General features: G+C 65.7%; 18 protein-coding genes. 1 reads left to right on the forward strand and 17 read right to left on the reverse strand.

Annotated elements, in window-relative coordinates; genetic code table 11:
• Window positions 1-31: 31 nt before the first annotated feature.
• Window positions 32-166: a hypothetical protein gene (locus ASC89_RS29130; protein ID WP_257720968.1), complete on the reverse strand. Its 135-nt coding sequence runs from the start codon at window positions 164-166 to the stop codon at window positions 32-34.
• A 140-nt stretch (window positions 167-306) separates the two neighbouring features.
• Window positions 307-435, reverse strand: a complete 129-nt coding sequence (locus ASC89_RS29135; RefSeq protein ID WP_274532716.1) for a hypothetical protein — start codon at window positions 433-435, stop codon at window positions 307-309.
• A 135-nt stretch (window positions 436-570) separates the two neighbouring features.
• On the opposite strand from ASC89_RS29135, the gene ASC89_RS18865 reads away from it, so the two are divergent.
• Window positions 571-2,403 (forward strand): aminopeptidase P family protein, encoded by a 1,833-nt coding sequence (locus ASC89_RS18865; RefSeq protein ID WP_055880097.1) that lies wholly within the window; start codon window positions 571-573, stop codon window positions 2,401-2,403.
• Between the two features lie 186 nt (window positions 2,404-2,589).
• On the opposite strand, the gene ASC89_RS18870 is transcribed toward ASC89_RS18865, so the two are convergent.
• The 15 genes from ASC89_RS18870 to ASC89_RS18940 all read right to left on the reverse strand — a co-directional run bounded on the left by ASC89_RS18870 (window position 2,590) and on the right by ASC89_RS18940 (window position 20,929).
• Window positions 2,590-3,081, reverse strand: coding sequence for a DUF3828 domain-containing protein (locus ASC89_RS18870; RefSeq protein WP_056000593.1), 492 nt, complete (start codon window positions 3,079-3,081; stop codon window positions 2,590-2,592).
• 180 nt (window positions 3,082-3,261) lie between these two features.
• Window positions 3,262-3,714, reverse strand: coding sequence for a DUF3828 domain-containing protein (locus ASC89_RS18875; protein WP_055880101.1), 453 nt, complete (start codon window positions 3,712-3,714; stop codon window positions 3,262-3,264).
• Window positions 3,715-3,724: 10 nt separating this feature from the next.
• A complete protein-coding gene (locus ASC89_RS18880; RefSeq protein WP_055880104.1) occupies window positions 3,725-5,002 on the reverse strand; it encodes a hypothetical protein in 1,278 nt (425 codons plus the stop codon).
• A gap of 37 nt (window positions 5,003-5,039) precedes the next feature.
• Window positions 5,040-7,256, reverse strand: a complete 2,217-nt coding sequence (ligA, locus tag ASC89_RS18885; protein WP_056000597.1) for an NAD-dependent DNA ligase LigA — start codon at window positions 7,254-7,256, stop codon at window positions 5,040-5,042.
• Entirely contained in the window at window positions 7,253-8,923 is a 1,671-nt protein-coding gene (gene recN / locus ASC89_RS18890) for a DNA repair protein RecN (protein ID WP_056000600.1), read from the reverse strand. The genes ligA and recN overlap by 4 nt, the downstream gene beginning before the upstream one ends.
• 107 nt (window positions 8,924-9,030) lie before the next feature.
• Window positions 9,031-9,870 carry an outer membrane protein assembly factor BamD gene (locus tag ASC89_RS18895; RefSeq protein WP_162247965.1) on the reverse strand — a complete coding sequence of 280 codons (840 nt, stop codon included), beginning with the start codon at window positions 9,868-9,870 and terminating at the stop codon, window positions 9,031-9,033.
• An 82-nt stretch (window positions 9,871-9,952) separates the two neighbouring features.
• Complete coding sequence (gene lpxC / locus ASC89_RS18900) at window positions 9,953-10,909, reverse strand: UDP-3-O-acyl-N-acetylglucosamine deacetylase (RefSeq protein WP_055880114.1); 957 nt, start codon at window positions 10,907-10,909, stop codon at window positions 9,953-9,955.
• A gap of 107 nt (window positions 10,910-11,016) precedes the next feature.
• On the reverse strand, window positions 11,017-12,663 hold the full coding sequence (gene ftsZ, locus ASC89_RS18905; protein ID WP_056001924.1) for a cell division protein FtsZ: 1,647 nt from the start codon (window positions 12,661-12,663) through the stop codon (window positions 11,017-11,019).
• Between the two features lie 186 nt (window positions 12,664-12,849).
• Window positions 12,850-14,163, reverse strand: a complete 1,314-nt coding sequence (gene ftsA / locus ASC89_RS18910; RefSeq protein WP_056000611.1) for a cell division protein FtsA — start codon at window positions 14,161-14,163, stop codon at window positions 12,850-12,852.
• A 4-nt stretch (window positions 14,164-14,167) separates the two neighbouring features.
• Window positions 14,168-15,070 carry a cell division protein FtsQ/DivIB gene (locus ASC89_RS18915; RefSeq protein ID WP_056000614.1) on the reverse strand — a complete coding sequence of 301 codons (903 nt, stop codon included), beginning with the start codon at window positions 15,068-15,070 and terminating at the stop codon, window positions 14,168-14,170.
• Window positions 15,071-15,150: 80 nt separating this feature from the next.
• On the reverse strand, window positions 15,151-16,071 hold the full coding sequence (locus ASC89_RS18920) for a D-alanine--D-alanine ligase (RefSeq protein WP_056000616.1): 921 nt from the start codon (window positions 16,069-16,071) through the stop codon (window positions 15,151-15,153).
• A gap of 187 nt (window positions 16,072-16,258) precedes the next feature.
• Complete coding sequence (gene murB / locus ASC89_RS18925) at window positions 16,259-17,251, reverse strand: UDP-N-acetylmuramate dehydrogenase (RefSeq protein WP_056000619.1); 993 nt, start codon at window positions 17,249-17,251, stop codon at window positions 16,259-16,261.
• A complete protein-coding gene (gene murC, locus ASC89_RS18930) occupies window positions 17,248-18,672 on the reverse strand; it encodes a UDP-N-acetylmuramate--L-alanine ligase (protein ID WP_055880127.1) in 1,425 nt (474 codons plus the stop codon). The genes murB and murC overlap by 4 nt, the downstream gene beginning before the upstream one ends.
• Window positions 18,669-19,772: an undecaprenyldiphospho-muramoylpentapeptide beta-N-acetylglucosaminyltransferase gene (gene murG / locus ASC89_RS18935; RefSeq protein WP_055880129.1), complete on the reverse strand. Its 1,104-nt coding sequence runs from the start codon at window positions 19,770-19,772 to the stop codon at window positions 18,669-18,671. The genes murC and murG overlap by 4 nt, the downstream gene beginning before the upstream one ends.
• Entirely contained in the window at window positions 19,769-20,929 is a 1,161-nt protein-coding gene (locus tag ASC89_RS18940; protein ID WP_055880132.1) for an FtsW/RodA/SpoVE family cell cycle protein, read from the reverse strand. Before ASC89_RS18940 ends, murG begins: the two co-directional genes overlap by 4 nt.
• Window positions 20,930-21,055 lie beyond the last annotated feature (126 nt).

Raw genomic sequence — 21,055 nt, forward strand, 5'->3', positions numbered from 1 at the left:
AGTCCAAACCCCGCGCTGACGCGCGTCGGTTTTAGTTCGGGCGCTTGGTCAGCGCGCCGAGCAGCAGGTGTTCACGGCTGCGACCGACGCTGCGGGTGGCCTCGCGGCCCCGCGCTTCGATGACGCTGCCGAGCGCCTTGCGGAAATCGTTCTTGCTCTCGGGCATCTTGTTCTCCCGGTTCCTTCACTTGGTCGAGCTTCTCTCGACGTTCGGTATGTAGTGCGGACAGAGCCCGCTGGTAAGTCATTGTTGCGAAAGGCAGCCATGCCAATTGTGCAGGGCGGCTTAACAACGGGTGAATCGGCTCAAGGCCGCCACTCGTTCCGCACCGGGTTCGCCCGGAGGTATTCGGTGATGTGACGCTGCGCCTGTCTGGTGCGGCCTTCGATCATCGATTCGAACACCCGGCGGAACAGGGTCTTTCGTTCAGTCATTTTGTTCTCCCTGCGGGAGCCCCGGCGTGCCAATGCCACCCGGCCGCTGAACCAGGAATGAATGGTCTGGTGCGGCTTTTGCGCCCCACCCGCCTCTGTTAGGGTCCGCGCCATTCCATTTTCCGGCAAATCATCATGACCGACAGCGACTTCGCCCCGACCGTCTACCAGAGCTTCGATATCCGCACCGATCCCAAGACCGTGGCGCCGCGCCTCAAGGCGCTGCGCGCGGCAATGCGGGAGGCCGGGGTCGATGCGTTCCTGGTGCCGCGTACCGACGCGCATCGCGGCGAGATGGTGCCCGACAGCGAGGCGCGCCTCGCCTATGTCACGAGCTTCACCGGCTCGGCCGGCCTCGCCATTGTCGGCACCAAGAAAGCCGCGCTGTTCGTCGATGGCCGCTACACCCTGCAGGCGCCGGCCGAAACCGATACCAAGCTGATCACCGTGCTGGAGGCCAGTCAGGGCGGGCTGTCGCCAAAACTCGCTGATTTCGTGCCCAAGGGCGGCAAGCTTGGGTTCGACCCCTGGCTGCATACGCCCAGCGAACTCGCCGACCTCGAAAAGAAGCTGGCCGGCAAGGCGACGCTGGTGCCGGTCGCCAACCTCGTCGACCAGACCTGGACCGATCGCCCCGCCCCGCCCAATGCCGCCATCGAGTTCCTCGGCCATAACCGCGCCGGCAAGACCGCGCCCGACAAGCTCGCCGAGATTCGCGCCACCATGGGCGAGGACAATGCCGACGCCCTGGTGCTGACGGTGCCGGAATCGATCAACTGGCTGTTCAACCTGCGTGGTCGCGACGTGCCGCATGTCCCGGTGGTGCTGTGCTTCGCGCTGGTGCCGAAATCCGGCATGCCGACGCTGTTCTTCAACAAGGAGAAGATCACCCCCGAGCTGCGCCACGGCCTCGAGGGCCTGGCCAAGGTCGCCGATGTCGCCACCATGGTCGCCGCGCTGCGCAAGCTCGGCGCCGGCGACAAGCGGGTGATGCTCGACCCGGCGACCGTACCGGTCGCAGTGGCCAACGCAATCAGCGGGGTCAGCGAGGCCAAGTTGATCGAGCGGCGCGACCCGGTGCTGCTGCCCAAGGCGCGAAAGAACGAGGCCGAGCTCGCCGGTATGCGCGAAGCGCACAAGATCGACGGCGTGGCGATGGCCCGCTTCCTCCACTGGTTCGATGAGGAAGCGCCCAAGGGCAAGCTCGACGAAATCGGCATCGCCACCGCGCTCGAGAGTTTCCGGCGCGAGGAATCGGGGCTGGTCGATGTCAGCTTCGACACCATCTCCGGCGCCGGCCCGAACGGCGCGGTGATCCACTACCGCGTCGACGAAAAGACCAACCGGCAGCTGAAGCCCGGCGAACTGATGCTGGTCGATTCCGGCGCGCAGTACCTGTCGGGCACCACCGACATCACCCGCACCATGTTCACCGGCAAGGCCACCGCCGAGCAGAAGGACCGCTTCACCCGCGTGCTGCGCGGCATGATGGCGATCTCGATGACCCGCTTTCCCAAGGGCACCACGGGCGCCCAGCTCGATGTGCTGGCGCGGCAGTTCCTGTGGGAGGACGGGGTCAACTACAACCACGGCACCGGCCATGGCGTCGGCGCCTTCCTCTCGGTGCATGAAGGGCCGATCGGCATTTCGTCCCGCTACTCAGTGCCGTTCGAGCCGGGAATGATCACCTCCAACGAGCCGGGCTACTACAAGGCCGGCGCCTATGGCATCCGCATCGAGAACCTGCTCGTCGTGCAGGAGAGCAGCGTTGGCGGCGAGGGCAAGTTCCTCGAGTTCGAAACCCTGACGCTCGCCCCGATCGACCTGCGGCTGATCGACGAAAAGCAGCTCAGCGGCCCCGAGAAGGCCTGGCTCAACGCCTATCACAAGCGCGTCTTCAAGGAGATCGGCCCGCAGCTGAAGGGCGAGGCCAAGGCTTGGCTGAAGGAAGCGACACGGGAGATCTGATCCTCGACGCAGTAGCTGTGGACCCCACCCTTGCTCCCTCCCCGCAATGGGGAGGGAGACGAAGGAACCGCGATGCTGGTGTGAGGCTCTCCCTCCCCCTCGGGGCGACATCTTGTCGTCCCCTTGCGGGGAGGGGACAGGGGTGGGGTCAGCCCGCACCGGTGCGCGAGTTGTCCGGCACCGCCCTCAGTTCACCCCGAACGGATCATATTGCAGCAGCCAGGACAGCAGCCAGTTCTGGCTGCCGGCGAGGGACGCGACGTCGTCGACCTTCCAGCCATCGGCCTCACGCACCATGGCGACGCTGATCAGGCTCAGGTGGTCGAAATTGTGGAAGCTGACGGTGGCGACGGCCCGGTCGCCGTTCAGCACCGGCTCCCTGATCACCACATCGAGCAGCAGCGAGTTCTGTCCCTCGATGAATGGGTCGAACGCCAGCATGTCGGGCGCATCCGGATCGACGGCGGCGCCCTTCTGGTCGACGCTCTGCCGCTCGAGGTTGGCCGCATAAAGATCCTTGAGCCGCGCCGAGTAGAACTGCTCGAGCCCGCCCTCATGCTTCTCGCCGGCGCCGTAAGGCTGGTAGATCGCCTCGACCAGCGCCTTGGGATTGTCATAGGCGCTCGCCGCGCCGGTAAAGCCGATGATCAGCAGAAGACTTGCTATGATGCGACGCATAACCGCCCCGTCGTGCCCGGTTTCGATTACACCCGGCCGGAGCGAGATCAGGAAAAGTTGCAGACTTTTCCGGTTCGATCCCGTGACCAACAAAGGCCCGGTGGTGGAGTGCGTTTCGACGAAACGCAATCCGCCACTAGCAAGGCGTTTGGGCGCATTGAGGGCTGCGCCGTGCCGCAATCAAGGCAGCGGCGACTGCAGGATATCGAGCAGGTCGTAGCTGTAGTCGGCGCTGCCGCCCCACACGTCGTCGATCTTCCACCCATCCTCATTGACCAGCAGGAAACCCAGCTCCTGCGGCGTGTCGAAGTTGCGGAAGGTGACCTTTACCACGGCCTTGCCACCGGCCAGGTAGGGCTCGCCGATGGCGAGGTCGCTGATCTGGTAATCCTGCCCGTTGATGTAGGGAGCGAAATCGATGCGGCCGATCTCGCCATTCGCTTCCTGCTGGTCCTTTTCGAACAGCCCATTTAGCCGCTCGCTCTGCAGCCCCGTCTCGTCGGGAGGATAGTCATTGGGCGGCATGTAGCCGGCATAGAGCGCTTCGAGCAGCGCCTTGGGATCGGCGAATGATTGCGCGAAGGCCGGCTGCCCCAGCAGCAACAGCGCAGCGGCGGCGATCAACAGGCGCATGGCCACCCCCTCAGTTGAACCAGAACGCATAGCCGATCAGCGCATCGCCGAACACCGCATTGGCCTCGGCGAACGACTCGGCGCTGGCGATCGGGCCGTCCTTGAGGAACGGCAGCGCGTCATAGCCGGTGATCAGCATCACCAGGTCGGTCTTCTTGGCCGTCTCGAAATAGGCCTTGAGATCGAAGCCTTTCTGGAAGCGCCAGTGCGGCAGCAGCAGCTTGCCGTCGAGGATCAGGTCGGCGGTGTCGAGCGTCGCCATCCAGGCCTTCACCTGCGCGTCGGTGATCTTGGCTTCGGGCGTGATGCCGGTCTGTTTCGGGCTCGGCAGCAGCTCGCGATTGTCGTCGGTCTCGGCGAGGATCGCCTCCCAGTTGCGACGGGAAAGCCCGGTAATCGCCTTGAAGCGCGCCAGCACACGCTTCAGCCGGTCGGCATCGGCGACCGGCCAGTTGAGATGGTGGATCGCCGCCAGCGCATCGGCGATAGCATTGTCCGATTCCGGATCGAGCATCAGCGTGCCGGTGGAACGGGTGTACTCCTGCATCGGCAGGCCGGCGCGCGGGAACAGCCGGTGGAAGGTGGTGTCGAACAGCGCCCGGAAATCGTGGGCGAGGAGGAAATCCGCCTGCGCCGCGAGCACCTGCGAATAACCGGCAAGCCAGATCGCATCGGCCCGGTCGAAGCCGATGGTGGAGTCTGGCGGCGTTGGCGGTGTCGGCGCCGGAGCGCCGGGGTCGGTCGGGCCGGGCACGGTTGCCGCGCCGAACATGGCGTTGAGCACGTTGCCGATGGTCTCGGTTTCGCTGCCCTTGCCGTCGCCGTCGAGATCGATCCGCACTTTCAGCACTTCGACCGGGACAACGTAGTCGCCGGTCTCGCCCGCTGTCAGCAGTGCATCGCGCGCCGCGTCCATGTCATCGACCAGCAGTTGCAGGATGGCGCGGAACTTGTCGTAGTCCAGTGGCTCGGGGTTCGGGTTGACCGGCACCGGCATGGCCAGTGGCGCGCCCATGATCGGGCCGGCATCGGGCGAAGCGAAGCCGTGCCGATAGAGCCCTTGCGCAAAGTGCTCGACGCCCTGGATGAAGCTCAGCAGCCCGACGCCGAAGCGGCCCTCAAGGTCCTGCCGTTCGTAGAACGGCTTCAGCTCGGTGAGCCCCTGCCCGATCGTTCCTTCATAAAGGTGCTTGCGCGCCAGATCCCCGGCCTCATCGGCGAGTACCGGACCGGACAGCGCCGGGAACGACAGCGCCGCGCACAACACGACAGTCGCCAGTTTCAGCATCCCGGTACTCCCAAACAGTTGGCTATTTGGCCGCTGGCTATTTTGCGGCCAACTCAAGCCATTGATCTTCGTCGAGAATAAGGATGCCGAGCGCCTGCGCATCCTTGAGCTTGGAACCGGCGCCCGGACCGGCAACGAGGATGTCGGTGTTCTTGGACACCGAGCCCGCCACCTTGGCGCCGAGCCGCTCCGCCATCGCCTTGGCTTCACCGCGCGTCAGCTTCTCGAGGCTGCCGGTGAACACGATAGTCTTGCCCGCCACTTCGCTGGTGGCCGAGACGGTGACCACATAGGGCTTGGGTCGCACCTGCCGCAGCAGCGCCTCCAGCACGTCGTCGTTGCGCTCGTTGCCGAAGAAATCGATCAGTGCCTCGATGACGGTGTCGCCGATGCCATCGACCGACGGAAATACCGAATGCGGGTCGTCTGCATGAGCAGCCGTTTCCTTGCCGACGCGGATCAGTTCCTCGATGCTCGAGAAGGTCTTGGCCAGCACCGCTGCCGTGGTCTCGCCGATATGGCGGATGCCGAGCGCGAAGATGAACCGATCGAGCTCGGGCTCGCGCCTGGCGTCGATGGCGGCGAACAGCTTTTCGAGGCCTTCAAAGCTCCGGTCTTCGACACTGCGGGCATTCTTGCGCGTTTTGCCCGACGCTTCTTCGCGGAGTCGCGCCTGCTCGTCACGCCGCGCCGCAAACGCCTGCTGCACTTCCGGCCGGCGATCGCGCAAAGTGAAGATGTCTGCGGCGGTCTTGACCAGGCCCGAGTTGAAGAACAGGTCGATATTCTCCGAGCCGAGCCCTTCGATATCCATGGCGCCACGCGACACGAAATGCCGGAGCCGCTCGACCGCCTGCGCCGCGCAGATCAGCTCGCCGGTGCAGCGGCGGCGCGAATCTTCCTTGCCGGTCTTCTCGTTGAGCTCACGCGTCGCGGGCGAACCGCAGACCGGGCAAACATGCGGGAACACATAGGGCACGGCGTCCGCCGGGCGCTTTTCCAGCACTACCCGGACAATCTGCGGGATCACGTCGCCGGCCCGCTGGATCACCACCGTATCGCCGATGCGCACGTCGATCGGTTCGTCGCCGCGGATCGGCGCGCCGGTCGAGTCGATGCCGGCGATATAGTCCTCATTGTGCAGCGTGACGTTCTCCACCACCACGCCGCCGACGCCGACCGGGGCGAGGCGCGCCACCGGCGCCAGCGTGCCGGTGCGGCCGACCTGGATGTCGATGGCCCGGATGGTGGTGAAGGCCTGCTCGGCGGCGAACTTGTGGGCCACGGCCCAGCGCGGCTCGCCGCTCGAAAAGCCCCAGCGGCGCTGCAGCTCGAGGTTGTCGACCTTGTAGACGACGCCGTCGATGTCGTAGCCGAGCGAAGAGCGCAGTTCCTCGATCTTCTTGTACTGGGCGATCAGCTCTTCGATCGAGCTGGCGCGCACCATCAGCGGGCTGATGGCAAAGCCCCATTCGCCGAACTTCTGCACCGCCTCATATTGCGTCGCCGCCGGCTCCGCCGAGCTGGCGCCCCAGGCATAGGCAAAGAATTTCAGGTTGCGGCTGGCAGTGACCGATGGATCTTTCTGCCGGAGCGAACCGGCCGCGGTGTTGCGCGGGTTGACATATTCCTGCCCGCCGACCGCTGCCGAGCGCGCCTTCAGCGCCTCGAACTCGGCCATGGTCATATAGACCTCGCCACGGATCTCGATGGTCTGAGGCCAGCCCGAGCCCTTGAGCTTATGCGGGATGTCGGAGATGGTCCTCAAATTGGCGGTGATATCCTCACCCACTGTGCCGTCGCCGCGGGTGGCGCCCTGCACGAACACGCCGTTCTCGTAGCGCAGCGATGCCGATAGCCCGTCGATCTTGGGCTCGGCGGTGAACACCAGCTGCAAGTCCTTGTCGCGCTCGAAGAACCGCCGGCCACGTTCGATGAAATCGACCACGTCCTCATCGGTATAGGCCTTGGCGAGGCTGAGCATCGGCACAGCATGCCGGACCTTGGAGAAACCCTCGACCGGCGCGCCGGCGACCTTATCGCTGAGACTGTCGGCGCGCTTCAATTGCGGAAAGGCGATCTCGAACGCCTGGTAACGGCGCTTCAGCCCGTCATACTCGGCGTCGGTGATCTCGGGGGCATCGTTCTCGAAGTAGGCGCGGTCCGCTTCGCTCAGCACCTCGTGCAGCCGGTCGAGCTCCGCCTTGGCCTCCGCCTCGGAGAAGCTCTCGATCTCACGTTCCGCCTCGCTCACGATACCTCCGAAATCAACTTCCCGGCCGCGGCGCGCGCCTCGTCGGTGACTTTGGCGCCCGCCAGCATGCGCGCCACTTCTTCCTGCCGCGCCTTGCCGTCGAGGCGGCGCACGTGGGTGCGTACGAACGCCCCCTCTTCGATGGCCTGCTTCTCGATCAGCAGGTGGCTCTGCGCCCGCGCCGCAACCTGCGGGGCGTGGGTGACGGTCAGCACCTGCACCTTGCCGGCGAGTCGCGCCAGCCGACGACCGATAGCGTCGGCGACCGCGCCGCCCACCCCGGTGTCGATTTCGTCGAAGATCAGCACCGGCGCCGAGCCGCGATCGGCCAGCACCACCTTGAGCGCCAGCAGGAACCGGCTGAGCTCGCCGCCCGAGGCGACCTTGAGGATCGGCCCCGGCTGGGTGCCCGGATTGGTCTGCACGTGGAAGGCGATCTGGTCGTGGCCGGAAGCGGCGACCCGGGCCGGATCGACCTGCCGGTCGACGATGAACCTCGCGGCGCCGAGCTTCAGGTCCGGCAACTCGGCTTCCACGGCCTTGGTGAGGGCGCCAGCGGCCGTTTCGCGCGCCGTGCTGAGCGCAGACGCGGCGGCGGAATAGGCGCCACGCGCGGCCTCTGCGGCGATCTCGAGCGCCTTCAGCGACTGCTCGCCGCTCTGCAGCATGTCGAGATCGTTCTGGTACTTGGCCAGCACCTCACTCAGCCCGTCACAGGTCGTGTGGTGCTTGCGGGCGGCGGCGCGCAGCGCGAACAGCCGCTCCTCGACCTTTTCAAGATCGGCGGGATCGAACGCCATGTCGCGCTTCAGCACCTCGAGCGCGTCGGAGGTGGCGTCGAGCGACACCAGAGCCGTATCGAGCGCCTCGACGATCGGCTGGAACACCGCCGCGCCGGCATCGGCCTTGCGCACCAGCCGCCGCATCAGCCCGGCCAGCACCGGACCGGGGGCGGTCGGACCGTTGAGGATTTCATCGGCGTCGCGGACTTCCTCGGCGGCCTTTTCCAGCGTCATCAGCCGCTGCCGGCGCTCGGCGAGGACTTCCTCCTCGCCCGCCTCGAGATGCATCTCGCCCAGTTCCGTAACGACGTGACGGGCATATTCCTCGCGCGCCATCGCGTCGGCAATCACCGCGCGCTGCCCGGCGACGGCGGCATCCGCCTCGACCAGGGCTTCGTAGGTGCTCCATACGGAGCTGACCATCGATTCGTGGCCGCCGAACGCATCGAGGGCCGAGCGGTGCGTCGCAACGTCGATCAGCGCCCGATCGTCATGCTGGCCATGGATTTCGACGATCAGCCGTCCGACGGCCTGCAGCAGCCCGGCGGAGACCGGCTGGTCGTTGATGAAGGCGCGGGTGCGGCCGTCGGCCAGCTGCACGCGACGCAGGATGATATCCTCGTCGTCGGCGATGGCGTTCTCGCGCAGCGCCTCGCGTGCCGGGTGGTTGCGCGGCAGCTGCAGCACCGCCACCACCTGCCCGCTCTCGGCCCCAGCTCTCACCAGCGAAGCATCGCCGCGGCCGCCAAGCGCCAGCGTCAGCGCATCGAGCAGGATGGATTTGCCCGCACCGGTCTCACCGGTAAGCGCGGTGAGGCCGTCTTCGAGCGTGAGATCGAGCTGGTCGATCAGTACGATGTTTCGAACCGAAAGCGCATTGAGCATTCGGGAGTGGCCCCTCGGTGGTCGACCGGCCTGATGGGGCCGAACAAACTCGCGCTTTGCAGCTTAGCTCAAAGGGGAACAAACAGGCAACAGGCTTGTTTTTCGCCTTAGCTCTTCTTCAGTTGCGCGAGGCTGCTGCCGGCGTTCACCTGTGGCGAGATGCCCTGCTTGGCGAGCAGGTCGAATGCCTGCTTGTACCAGCTGCTCTGCGGATAGTTGTGGCCAAGCACGGCCGCCGCGGTCTGCGCCTCGGAGATCAGGCCGAGCGCCAGGTTAGCTTCGGTCAGGCGGAACAGCGCCTCTTCGATATGGGTCGAGGTCTGGAACTGCTCGGCCACCACGCGGAAGCGGTTGATCGCGGCCGGATAGTTGCCGTTGCCCAGGTAGTAGCGGCCGACCGACATCTCCTTGCCGGCAAGCTGGTCGACGCCGACCACCATCTTCTCCTGCGCGTCCTTGGCGTACTTGCTGTCAGGATAGTTGGCGATGATCATCGAGTAGGTCTCGATGGCGTTCTTCGATATCTGCTGATCGCGGGTGATGTCCTTGATCTGCCCGAAATACGAGTTGCCCTTGAGGTAGAGCACGTAAGGCAGCTCCTTGGAGCCCGGGTAGAGCGCGACATAGCGGTCGGCTGCGAGAATCGCCTCCTCGAACTTGCCGATGCGATAGTTGCCGTAGACCTGCATCAGCTTGGCCTTCTCGTTGAACTCCGAGAACGGGTGCTGACGCTCGAGCTTCTCCAGCGTCTTGACGGCAGTGACGTAGCGCTGAGCATCCATTTCGGAGAGCGCCTGCTGGTACAGGGTCTCGGGCGGGACGATAGCCTCTTCCTTGATCTTGGGCTGGCCAAACAGGTTGCAGCCGGTGAGCAGCACCACGACAGCGCCCATCAGCACGAAACGTGCGAACCGGCTCGAAATACCTGCATGCTGAGAGATCGTCACGACCTGCCCCATCCCTTAACGCACTACCCTAAGACGGCAGGCGAACTACTGACAAAAGAAATCAAAACTGTGGCGCTGGCTGTCAGCCGACCGACCGCAGGTACGATTGTACATTGAGCCCTTCGGGCATGTCATCCAGCGCGTCGAACGCCGCCGGCAGCTGGTCCGCCGTGACGATCTCATAGTTGGCTTCGCTGGCGAACAGCCCATGCAGCACCAGGGCATTGAGGGCGTGGCCACCCTTGTAGGAACGGAACCGACCGTAGATGGGCAGCCCGCACAGCGCCAGGTCGCCGATGGCGTCGAGCAGCTTGTGGCGGACGAACTCGTCCTCGTAGCGCAGGCCACCCGGATTGAGAATCCGATCCTCGTGCACGGTGATCGAATTTTCCATCGAGGAGCCGAGCGCATAGCCGGCCTGGCGGAGAATCTTGGCATCGCGCACGAACCCGAAGGTGCGGGCCCGCGACACGTCCTCGAAATACTTGCGCGGCGTCCAGTCGAAGATCATCCGCTGGCGGCCGATGACGCGGCTGTCGAAGTCGATCTCGAGGTCCAGCAGCCGGCCGTTATAGGGCTCGAGCGCGGCCGAGGCCTCGTTGTTGCGCACCAGCACCTGGCGCATGATCTTGATGTAGCGGCGCGGCGCCGGCTGCACCATCAGGCCGACCTGCTGGATGGCCTCGACGAACGGCCAGGCGCTGCCATCGAGGATCGGGCATTCGCCGCCGGTCAGCACCATGTGGGCATTGTCGACGCCCATACCGGAAAGCGCCGAAACCACATGCTCGACGGTCGCCACCGACACGCTGTCGCCAAGGTCGAGCGTGGTGCACAGCGTCGTCCGCGTCACGCGGGAAAAGTGCACCGGCACGGGCCCGTGACGGCGGCCGTCATCGAGCAGGCGCGTGATGGTATAACCGCTATCGGGCGCAGCAGGCTCGAGAGTGAGGGTAACAGGGGCGCCGGAATGAACACCGAAACCGCTGAATTCGAGCGCATCGGCCAAAGTCCGCTGCCGCGCCGAAAGTTTATGCATGCTCTAAGGACTCCAGCCCCGTCTGCGACCCGGTGCAGTCATAGACAATAAAATCCCGGCGCGGAAGCCGCGCCGGGGGCGTGTATTCGGGCTTTCCCCCGCGGCTATTAGCCGTGTTTGCGGAGGAAGGCAGGGATCTCGATGTGCTCTTTCTGAGCCGGCTGCGACTGTACGCGACCGTACTGGTCGGCATTGCCGCGGGCGCCTTCGGCACCACCGGAAACCCGCGAATTCCGGGCGCCTCCGGCCTCGATGGCGCTGCGGGCAGCGGCGTCGTCGGCACTCGGCTCGACCGCCGGTTCAGCCCGCGCCGGCTCGTTCGACTTAAGGCTAATGCCGACATTGGAGGCCAGCCGCTTGAACAGCGCACGCGCATTGCGCGGCTCCGGTTCCTGCTTTTCTTGCGCCGCGAGTGACTGCCTTGCAACAGCCGGGAACTCCTCAGTGCGCGGCATCCGACGCTGACCGTCGGGACGCTCGGCACTGGAGGGCACATAGGCGCTGGGAATCGGCGCCTCGATGAGTCGCGGCGCTTCTTCGAGGTGCGTGTGGCTGGCCTGCGGGATGTACGGCTCGACGGTGATGCCGTCGTCTTCCTGGTACTCCTGGTAAGCCGGCTCGGCGTAGGAGATCGCCTCGGCGACGGCCTGCTCCACCTGAGTCTCGAACTCGGGCTCCGGCGGAGCTTCGGCGATCGCTACCCGCTCCGGCATGGCCTGGCGCATCACCGCGGCCTGCAGCGGCACGCGCGCCGGGTTGGCCTTCATCGGCTCGAGCGCCTGGACCATCGTCGCGTCGGTGCCGGTGGCGACGACCGAGACACGGATCGTGCCGGTCATATCCGGATCGAACGTGGCGCCGAGGATGATGTTGGCATCCGAGTCGACTTCCTCGCGTATGCGGCTTGCCGCCTCGTCGACTTCGTAAAGGGTGAGGTCCGGACCACCGGTGATCGAGATCAGGAGGCCACGCGCCCCCTGCATCGACACATCGTCGAGCAGCGGGTTGGCGATCGCCGCCTCGGCGGCGTGCCGCGCCCGATCCTCGCCGGAAGCCTCGCCCGTCCCCATCATCGCCTTGCCCATGCCGCGCATCACGGCGCGCACGTCGGCGAAGTCGAGGTTGATCAGACCTTCCTTGACCATCAGGTCGGTGATGCAGGCGACGCCGGAGTAGAGCACCTGGTCCGCCATCTTGAAGGCGTCGGCGAAGGTGGTCTTCTCGTTGGCAACGCGGAAGAGATTCTGGTTCGGGATGACGATCAGCGTATCGACATGCCGGTGCAGCTCGTCGATGCCGTCTTCGGCCAGACGTGAACGACGGTTGCCTTCGAACTGGAACGGCTTGGTCACCACACCGACGGTCAGGATCCCCTGCTCGCGGGCTGCGCGAGCCACCACGGGAGCAGCGCCGGTGCCGGTGCCGCCACCCATGCCCGCGGTGATGAACACCATATGCGCGCCGCTCAGGTGATCGTTGATCTCGTCGTAGCTCTCTTCAGCGGCCGCCCTGCCCACTTCCGGATGGGAGCCGGCGCCGAGACCCTCGGTGACCGAGACGCCTAGCTGGATGATCCGCTGCGCGCTCGAGAGCGCCAGGGCTTGTGCGTCGGTATTGGCGCAGACGAAGTCCACTCCGGAAAGGCCCGACGCGATCATGTTGTTGACCGCGTTGCCGCCAGCCCCGCCCACACCGAACACGGTGATGCGCGGCTTCAGTTCTTGAATGTCCGGGATGGTGAGGTTGATGGTCATGAATGGCCCCATGCGTGGCGTGTGAGACCAGTATTAGTCGCCAATTCGTTAACCAGACCCTAACAATGCCCTCAAAACCGTTAACGTGATGGCAATTTGCAAGCCAGGCTAAACGTTTGGATACGTTACGTTAAGCATGAAGGTGAGGGGCGCCCGGCGGCGTCGCGGCCGGGAGCGCCCCGAGACTCAGAAGCTGGTGCGGAGCCAGTTGCCGACCCGGGCGAAATAGCCGTCGGTGCCGGTAAGCCGGGCGGCGCGATGCGGCTCGACGAACTCCTGGGCGCATACCTGCGGATAGATCAGCATCCCTGCAACCGTCGCGAATCCCGGGCCCTTGGCCATTTCGGGCAGGCCGGAAATCCCCATCGGGCGGCCATTGCGGACGTTACGGGCCAGCACCCGGCGCGCCACTTCCGGCAGGCCGGTGAGCTCGCTGGCGCCACCGGTCAGGACGAATCGGCGGCCGCAGATATCCATCATGCCGGTCGCCTGCATGCGATCCTTGATGGCGGTGAGCACTTCCTCGACCCGCGGACGGATGATGCGGGTGATGTGCGAACGCGGAATCTGCCCCGGCGCCTCGTCGCGAGTCGCACCGACCGGGGTGATGGCGATCATGTCGCGCTCGTCGGTCTGGCCCGGCAGCACCGAGCCGTACATGGTTTTGAGTCGCTCCGCGTCGGCGATGCCGACCGAGAGCTGGCGCGCGATATCGAGCGTCAGGTGATGCCCGCCAATGGCGATGGCGTCGGCATAGACGAGCTGCCCCTCGGAGAACACCGAAACGGTGGTGGTGGCGCCACCGAAGTCGATACAGGCAACGCCCAGCGAGCTCTCGTCATCGACGAGGGTCGCAAGGCCGGAGGCATACGGGGTCGCCATCAGCGCTTCGATCTGCAGATGGCAGCGGTGCAGCACCAGCTCGATATTGCGCATGGCGAGGGTTTCGGCCGAGATCACCGCGACATCGATCGACAGCTTCTCGCCGACCATGTTCTTGGGATCCTTGATGCCCTTCTGGCCATCGAGCGCATAGCCGATCGGCAGCGCGTGGACGATCGAGCGCTCGGGGCGGACCGACCGCTCGTTGACCGCGCGCAGCACCCGCTGGATATCGGCGCGTTCCACTTCCTGGCCGCCAAGATTGACGCCCGCCGAGAAGGTTTCCGAGCCGAGACGGCCGGCGGTGACGTTGACGATCACCGACTGCACGGTGACACCGGCAGCGCGTTCGGCGATGCCGACCACAGTGCGCACGGCCTGCTCGGCCTTGTCGAGATCGGTGATGACACCACTCTTGATGCCGGACGAGGGGCCATAGCCGAAGCCGATCACTTCGACATTATGAGTCCGGCCCCTGAGCGACTTGCCCTCGGGGCGCGGCACCAGCCGGGCGATGACGCAGCAGATCTTGGTCGAACCGATATCGAGCACCGTCACCAGCGAAGTGCGGCCGGGCTGTACGGGCTTGAGCCGCGCGGTCAGGGCATCGGTCATCATGGTCTTACTGAGTCCGAGTTACAGGCACGACGGGAGCCGCGGCCTGAGGCGCCGCAACGGGAGCGGTCGCCGCCGGGGCGCTCGCGGGTTTCTTGGCGGGCTTCTTGCCCTTGCTGCCCTTCGCTTCGGCGATCTGCGCCGCAGCGATTTCGCCGGGCTTCAGGGTGACGAGGCCGGGCACGCGCAGGTCGATCACCGACACGTCGCGCTCGAGCAGCGCATAGTCGGTCTGGTACATTTCGAGCTGGTCGAGCGCCTGCGCCACGCCGCTCTCGGGCAGCTGCACGCGGAGGCCATTGCGATAGATCAGGTCCCAGCGCCGATCGCCGATGCGGCTGAGCGCGGCCAACTGGTCGTCGAGCCCTGCATGGCGGGCGAGCACCCGCACCATGGCGACGCCGTCATCGCCGGCCCCCTCCCCGATCAGCAGCGGCAGGTCGGTATAGGAGCTGATATCGGTGCCGATCTTCTTGCCGGTCTCGTCGATCAGCCAGGTGGTGTCGCCGATGCGCCAGCGCGCCACCGGCACCTTCTCGACGATCGAGACGATGACCCGGTTGGGATAGACCTTGCGAACGGTGGCGGATTTCACCGCGCGGAGCCATTCGAGCCGCGCTTGCGCCTTCTGCGCATCGAAGGTCAGCGTCGAATTGCCGGTGCCGACGGTCAACAGCGTGATGATGTCCTTGTCGTCGGTCAGCGTCTGCCCGGTGATCTCGATCGCATCGATGCCGAAGCCGGCCTGGGCGAACTCGCCCTGCACGAACCGGTAGGCGGTGAGACCGGCCGAGCCGATGACATCGCGCGCTTCATAGAGGCCGAACGCCACGAGCAGCGCGAGGACTGCCCCGACGATGCGGGTAATGACCTGCTTGTGCAGCACCCAGACATGGCTGGCCTTGACCAAGGCACGCCGGCCGGTGCGGGGCAGTGGAACAGGAAAATGACGGGGATCGACAGGCTGGGCGTTGGCGAAACTCTTAGCCCCTACCTGTTGCAACTCGCATCCTCCACCATCCAGGCAACCAGCTCCTCGAACGAGTGGCCGGCATGGCGGGCCTGTTCGGGAACCAGTGACGTTTCGGTCATGCCTGGTTGGGTGTTGATCTCGAGGCAGACGAGCTCGCCGTCCGGCCCTGCCTGGTCGTTGTAGCGGAAGTCACTCCGCGACACGCCCCGGCACCCAAGCGCAGCATGCGCCTTAAGCGCCATCTTCTGCACTTTGTCGTAAATTTTCGGTTGAATTTCAGCCGGAATGACGTGCCGCGAGCCGCCATGGGCGTACTTTGCCTCATAATTGTAGAAGCTGAGGTCGGTAACGATCTCGGTCACCCCCAGCGCCACGTCGCCCATCACCGCGCAGGTGAGCTCGCGGCCGGGAATGTAGCGCTCGACCATCACCTCTTCGCCCGAGTTCCAGTCCTCGCGCAGCAGCTCCTGCGGCGGGTGCGACTGGTCGGCCTTGACGATGAAGATGCCCAGACTCGAACCGTCAGCGATCGGCTTCACCACATAGGGTGGCGCCATGACGTGGGCGCGCGCGACTTCCGCCCGGCTGGCAATGGTGTGATCGGTGACCGGGATGCCGGCCGCCTTGAACATGATCTTGGCCTGGTGCTTATCCATCGCCAGTGCCGAAGCTAGGACGCCCGAGTGCGTGTAGGGGATGCGCAGGAACTCCAGCACGCCCTGGATGGTGCCATCCTCGCCGTAGCGCCCGTGCAGCGCGTTGAAGGCGACATCGGGTTTCAGCTCGCGCAGGACCTCGGCGATATCGTAGCCGACATCGACCTCGGTGACCTGGTAGCCCCCGTTCCGCAGCGCCTGAGCGCACCCGGTGCCCGAGGCGATCGACACCGGCCGCTCATTCGAAATGCCGCCCATCAGGACGGCGACGTGCTTGGTCATGGAGTGATCTCTCGGACGCCGGTGACTGTGGACCCCCACCCCTGTCCCCTCCCCGCAAGGGGGAGGGGGACGATGGAGCCGCATGCTCCGTAGGTGAGGCGATGATGATTGGTCGGGAGCATCTCCCTCCCCCTTGCGGGGAGGGGACAGGGGTGGGGGTCAGCGAGCACCGGCAGAACGGCGGTCACTAAACCGCTCCCCTGAACGGCGCCCCGTCCATGAACTCGCGCACTTCGCGCCCGGGCACGAAATGCCCCATGCGGCGAACTTCCCATTTGAGCTCGATGCCGTGCTTGTCGCGCACCTTCTGGCGGATCGACTCGCCGACGGTTTCGACCTCGAACGCATCGGCTTCGCCCATGTTGATGAGGAAGTTGGAGTGCATCTCGCTCATCTGCGCTCGCCCGAAAGTGAAGCCGCGGCCACCGGCCTCGTCGATCACCTTCCAGCTCGAGTGCCCCTCGGGGTTCTTGAAGGTCGAGCCGGCGGTCTTGGCACGGGTCGGCTGCGTGCTCTCGCGCCGCTCGGTGACGGTGCGCATCTCGGTGAGGATCTTCTCCGAGTCGCCGGCAAAGCCCTGGTAGGTGGCCGAGGTGAACACCGCGCCGCGCGGGCCGTTCGACTTGCGGTAGAGGTAGCCCATCTGCTCGTTGCTGAGCGTGATGATCTCGCCCTGCCGGGTCACGGCACGCAGCTCGACCATGCGGTTGCGCGTCTCGGTGCCATAGCAGCCGGCATTCATGTAGAGCGCCCCGCCGATGCCGCCGGGAATGCCGCGATAAAACCACAGCCCGTCAATGCCGGCCTCGGCCGAAGCGGTCGCGACCTTCACGTCCGGCACCGCGGCGCCGGCCCGCACCCGGTGGCCATCGAGGATATCGATGGCGCCAAAGCCCTTGGCCGGCAGCCGGATCACCACGCCATCGAGACCGCCATCGCGGATCAGGAGGTTCGAGCCGAGCCCGACCACGGTGACGCGGATTTCCGCCGGCAGGTGCTTGAGGAAGAACGCCAGGTCGGCTTCATCGACCGGGCGGAAGAACAGCTGCGCCGGCCCCCCTACCCTGAGTGTCGTCATCTCGTCGAGCGGCTGGTTGGCGATCAGCTGGCCGCGGACCTCGGAGGTCCAGCTGCCGAGCGTCGGAAGCAGGTCAGGCCACTGGGGGACATGAACGTTCATGTGAGCTCAGGCTCCTTGCCGATCAGGGCGCCAAGTTCGGCGGGCAGCGAGGCCGCCCACTGCGTGATGTTTCCGGCGCCGAGCAGCACGACATAGTCGCCCTCGGCGGCGCGCGAAGCGATCAGCGGCGCCAGGGCTTCCGGCCGGTCGATGACCCGCGCATCGCGGTGACCGCGGGCCCGGATGCGGGCGACCAGCTCTTCGTGCGTCACGCCGTCGATCGGCGTTTCGCCCGCCGCATAGATCGGTGCGACGATCACCGTATCGGCATCGTTGAAGCAGGTGGCGAATTCGTTGAACAGGTCGTGGACGCGCGAGTAGCGGTGCGGCTGCACCACGGCGATGACGTCGCGCCGGGCCGATTGCCGGGCCGCCTTCAGTACCGCGCCGATCTCCACCGGGTGGTGGCCGTAATCGTCGATGATGGTGATGCCGCCGACCGTGCCGGTCTTGGTGAAGCGCCGCTTCACGCCGGAGAAGTTTTTGAGACCCTTGCGGATCGCCTCGGCCGGCACCTTCAACTGGTCGGCGACGGCGATCGCCGCCGTAGCGTTGAGCGCGTTGTGCTCGCCCGGCATCGGCAGCTCGAGCCCGTCGATCCTCAGATGCGTCATCCGGATGCGGTCGCGGATCTCGACCGAAAAATGCTGCACGCCGTCATGGTTTTCGAGATCGACCAGCCGGACGTCGGCCTGCGGGTTGCGGCCATAGGTGATGACGCGGCGGTCGCGGATCTGCCCGACCAGCGCCTGCACTTCGGGGTGATCGAGGCACATCACGGCAAAGCCGTAGAACGGCACGTTCTCGACGAAGTTGATGAAGGCCTGCTTCACCTTGTCGAAGTCGCCGTAATAGTCGAGGTGCTCGGGATCGACATTGGTGACGATAGCCACGTCCGCCGGCAGCTTGACGAAGGTGCCATCAGACTCGTCGGCCTCGACCACCATCCACTCGCCGTCGCCGAGGCGGGCATTGGTGCCATAGGCATTGATGATGCCGCCATTGATGACGGTGGGGTCGTAATTCGCCGCATCGAGCAGCGTCGCCACCAGCGTCGTCGTAGTGGTCTTGCCGTGCGTACCGCCGATGGCGATGGCGTTCTTGAACCGCATGATCTCGGCCAGCATCTCGGCGCGACGCACCACCGGCAGGCCACGCGCCCGGGCGGCGGCCAGTTCCGGGTTGCCCTTCTTGATCGCCGAGGAAATGACGACGACGGCCGCATCCTTGAGGTTGTCGGCGCTCTGGCCGATCTCCACCTCGATACCCATCTTGCGCAACCGCTGCACGTTGGGGTTCTCGGCGCTGTCCGAGCCGCGGACCTTATAGCCCTGGTTGTGCAGGATCTCGGCGATGCCGCTCATGCCGATGCCGCCGATGCCGACGAAGTGCACCGGTCCGATGTTGCGCGGCATCTTCATTGTGGTTTGTTCCCCTTGGCCGCGAGGCGTTCTGCCGCGTCGGCGAGCTTGGTGACGGCGTCGGGCTGGCCCAGCAATCTGGCCGCAGCTGCGGCCCGCTGCAGCACATCCCGGTCACCCAGAAGTGATGCCAAGCGAGTGCCAAGCGATAGTGGCGTAAGCGTGGCTTGCTCGGCGATCCAGCCGCCACCGGCAGCCTCCATCACCAGTGCGTTGTTCTTCTGGTCGGCATCGATGGCGCCGGGCAGCGGCACGAGGATGGCCGGCCGGCCGATGGCGGTAAGTTCGGCAATGGTCGAAGCGCCCGAGCGCGAGACGACGAGGTGCGAAGCGGCCATGCGCTCCGGCAGGTCGTCGAAGAACGAGGCGAGCTCGACATTGACCTTGGCTTGCCGGTAGGTCTCGGCGACGCGGTCGAGATCCTCGGCCCGGCATTGCTGCACCACGCGCAGCCGCGAGCGGATCTCGGGCGGCAGTTCGGCGATCGCCGGAGGCACCAGATCCGCAAACACCCGGGCGCCCTGGCTGCCGCCGAACACCAGGAGCCGGATCGAGCCACCGGCCTCGAGATCGGGATATGGCACCTTGGCGACGTTCCGCACCCGGTCGCGCACCGGGTTGCCGACCAGCACCGACTTGTCGGCAAAGGCCTCGGCCTTGAGAGTGCGCGCAAAGCTCAGCGCGATTAGCTTGGCCATCTTGGCCAGCGCCCGGTTGGCCCGCCCCATCACCGCGTTCTGTTCGTGCAGGATCCCCGGGATACCGCGGAGGCTCGCCGCGACGAACGGTGGGAACACCGGATAGCCACCAAAGCCGATCACCGCGTCAGGTTTCACCCGGCCGAGCGTGCCATGGGCGACGCCGATGCCGCCGAGGATCTTGAACCCCGCCGTCACGAACTTGATCGGGTTGCTGACCGAGGGCGTCGCCGAGGGCACGATATGCGTCGCGCTCGCCGGAAAGCCGTCGCCATAGGAGGCGACGCGGTGATCGGTCATCAACTGGATATCGTGACCGCGCCGGCGCAATTCCTGCGCCAACGCCATTGCCGGGAAGAGATGGCCTCCCGTACCGCCGGCCATTAGGACGAATCTGCTCATTCGGCGGGGGATAGCACTCCGCTGCGATAGACGGGAAGCCCGGTCGCGAGGCGCTCTTCCGGCTTCTTGCGGGTCAGGGCCAGCATCAGCCCCATGGCGAAGGCAATGGCGAGCATCGAGGTGCCGCCATAAGAGACGAACGGCAGGGTCATGCCCTTGGGCGGGATCAGGCTGAGATTGACCGCCAGGTTGATGGCGCATTGCAGCCCGAACTGGATCGCCAGGGTCGAGGCCGCGAGACGCGAGAACAGGCTCGACTGCTGCTGCGCCCCGATCAGCGCCTTGACCACGATGAAGCCGACCAGCGCCACGATGAACAGGCAGAACAGGATGCCGAACTCCCCTGCCGCGGCCGAGAACACGTAGTCGGCATGGGCGTCCGGGATCACCTTGTTGGCCAGCGACTCGCCGGGGCCGCGCCCGAACCAGCCGCCTTCGAGCAACGAGCTCAGCGCCTTGTCGACCTGGTAGGTGTTGCCGCCTTCCGGGTTGACGAAGCTGTCGATGCGCTTGGCAAAGTGCGGGAAGAACAGATAGGCGGCGAACAGCAGGCCAACGCCGGCCGCTCCCAGCCCGATGATCACGAACCACGAGATGCCGGAGAGGAACAGCAGCACGCCCCAGGTGGCGAGCACCAGCGCCGTCTGCCCGATATCGGGCTGCAGCAGCAGCCCGCCGACGATCATCAGCATGATGCCGGTGGCGATGATGCGCGCCGGCACACCCGGCCGCTTCATGCTCTCGGCAAACAGCCAGGCGCCGATGACGGCAAAGGCCGGCTTGACGAATTCGGACGGCTGCACCGTGTTGCCGGCGATGGAGATCCAGCGCTTTGCGCCTTTGACCTCGACGCCGAAGCGCAAGGTCAGCCACAGCATGACGATGGAAACCACCAGCACCGCCAGCGCCGCAATGCGCGCCGCCCGGTGCGGCAGCATCGACGCTGCAATCATCACCGGCACGGCAAGCGCCGCGAAGATCGCCTGGCGGATGATGAAGTGCCAGGGCCCGAGGCCCAGCCGCTCGGCCACCGGCGGGCTGGCCGCAAAGCTCAGCAGCACACCGACCAGCAGCAGCAGGATCAACGCCGCAAGCAGTGACTTGTCGATCGTCCACCACCACTCGGCGATGGGGGTCTTACGCTCGCGTGAAAACATGCTTTGACGCCGCCTGATCGGGACGGCCTCCCGTACGCACAACTAGATGCAAATTGTAGCGCCCGGTTGGTTACCAACTTCGCAACGACACTCGCGTTTTGCGAGTCGGGGGGCTGTCAGCGCCGT

Source organism: Devosia sp. Root413D1, assembly GCF_001425235.1.
GTDB lineage: Bacteria > Pseudomonadota > Alphaproteobacteria > Rhizobiales > Devosiaceae > Devosia_A.